This is a genomic window from Leisingera sp. F5 (assembly GCF_001593695.1).
On the sequence record NZ_LUKH01000595.1, the window covers coordinates 1 to 2,043 of the forward strand.

The 2,043-nt window shown below is 61.9% G+C and carries 3 protein-coding genes; all 3 read left to right on the forward strand.

Annotation, left to right across the window (positions count from 1 at the left end; genetic code table 11):
• A partial coding sequence (locus A2I95_RS33665) for a M24 family metallopeptidase (protein WP_291736813.1) occupies nt 1-758 on the forward strand: 758 nt, incomplete at its 5' end.
• Nucleotides 759-761: 3 nt separating this feature from the next.
• Nucleotides 762-1,754, forward strand: a complete 993-nt coding sequence (doeB, locus tag A2I95_RS33670; RefSeq protein WP_027257890.1) for a N(2)-acetyl-L-2,4-diaminobutanoate deacetylase DoeB — start codon at nt 762-764, stop codon at nt 1,752-1,754.
• A gap of 12 nt (nt 1,755-1,766) precedes the next feature.
• On the forward strand, nt 1,767-2,043 hold a 277-nt coding region (locus tag A2I95_RS33675; protein ID WP_291736816.1), incomplete at its 3' end, for an Lrp/AsnC family transcriptional regulator.

Below are 2,043 nucleotides of genomic sequence, written 5' to 3' on the forward strand. Positions count from 1 at the left end.
ATGCGCGCTTTGCCAACAGCAACGCGCTGGTGAACTGGCAGCGCGCAGTGAAGTGCGAGCCTGAACTCACCTATATGCGCCAGGCCGGCAAGATCGTTGAACGCATGCATCAGCGGATTTTCGACAAGGTCGAACCGGGGATGCGCAAGTGCGATCTGGTGGCGGATATCTATGACTCCGCTTTGCGCTATGACGAGGCCCTGGGGTTTGGCGGCGACTACCCCGCTATTGTGCCGCTGTTGCCGTCGGGACCGGATGCAGCCGCGCCGCATCTGACCTGGGACGACCTGCCGATGAAATCCGGCGAGGGTACTTTCTTTGAAATCGCAGGTGTTGTGCACCGCTATCACTGCCCGCTGTCGCGCACGGTGTTCCTGGGCAAGCCGACGCAAACTTTCCTGGATGCGGAAAAGGCCGTGCTGGAGGGCATGGAAGCCGGGCTTGAGATGGCCAGGGCCGGCAACACTTGCGAGGACATTGCCAAGGCGTTCTTCAAGGTGCTGAAAAAATACGGCATCGAAAAAGACAACCGCACCGGCTATCCGATCGGCGTCAGCTACCCGCCGGACTGGGGCGAGCGCACCATGTCGCTGCGTCCGGGCGATACCACTGTTCTGGAAGAAAACATGACCTTCCACTTCATGACCGGCCTCTGGATGGAGGACTGGGGCTTTGAGATCACCGAAAGCATTCGCATCGGGGTGGACGGGTCGGAGTGCTTGTCCGATGTGCCGCGCAAAATGTTCGTGAAGGACTGATCCATGAAGGCAAACCCGATTTCCCCCACCATCCCGCTGGATCAGGATGGGGTGCACCACGGTTTCCTGAAGCTGCCATACAGCCGGGATGACTCAGCTTGGGGCTCAGTGATGATCCCGCTGACCGTGATCAGGAACGGCGACGGCCCGACGGCGCTGATGACCGGCGCCAACCATGGCGACGAATATGAAGGCCCGATTGCCTTGCACGAATTCGCCGCCACTACCCGCGCCGAAGACGTGACCGGCCGTCTGATCATCGTGCCGGCCTTCAACTACCCGGCATTCCGGGCCGGCACCCGCACCTCGCCCATCGACAAGGGCAACATGAACCGGTCTTTTCCAGGCCGTCCTGACGGCACCGTGACCGAGAAGATCGCGGACTACTTCCAGCGCACCCTCTTGCCGATGGCGGATCTGGCGGTTGATTTCCACTCCGGCGGCAAGACGCTGGATTTCGTGCCCTTTGCCGCTGCCCATATCCTGGAGAACAAGGCGACGCAGGAGGCCTGCTTTGCAGCCATGAAGGCGTTCAATGCACCCTATTCGGTGGAGCTTTTGGAGATCGACAGCGGCGGCATGTACGACACCGCGGTCGAGGGGATGGGCAAGGTTCTGGTCACCACCGAACTGGGCGGCGGCGGCTCTTCCACGGCACGCAGCAATGCTATTGCCAAGAAGGGGCTGCGCAATGTGCTGATCTATGCGGGCATCCTGAAGGGTGAGATGCAGCTGGAAGAGACCGTAAACCTGACGATGCCGGACGATGATTGCTTCCTGTTCAGCGAGAGCGACGGGCTGTTTGAGATTATGGCCGATCTGGGCGCGTCAGTGGCCAAGGGGGATCTGGTTGGCCGCGTCTGGCCGCTGGACCGCACCGGGCAGCCGCCGGTGGAGTACCGTGCCCGCCGTGCCGGGCTGGTGATCAGCCGCCATTTCCCCGGGCTGATCAAATCCGGAGACTGCGTTGCGGTTGTCGGCGTCACCGGCGGCTGATAGGCGGAAGACATGCAACTGGACCAGCGCGATCTCGACATCCTGCGCGTGCTCTCAACCGAGGGCCGCATCACCAAGGCCGCGCTGGCCGACCGGATCGGCCTGTCGCCGACGCCCTGCTGGGACCGGTTGAAGAAGCTGGAGCAGGCGGGTCTGATCGAAGGCTACGGCGCCCGCATCAACCTCAAGAAACTGGCGCCGCATGTGACGGTGTTTGTCGCAGCTGAGATTGCCGACCACACCGCTGCCAGCTTCCGCGCATTTGAAGCCGCGATGCAGCGTTATGACG

Bases quoted from the DNA above. Each gene is read 5' to 3' on its own strand.
- doeB (WP_027257890.1), top strand. From the start codon at position 762: ATGAAGGCAAACCCGATTTCCCCCACCATCCCGCTGGATCAGGATGGG.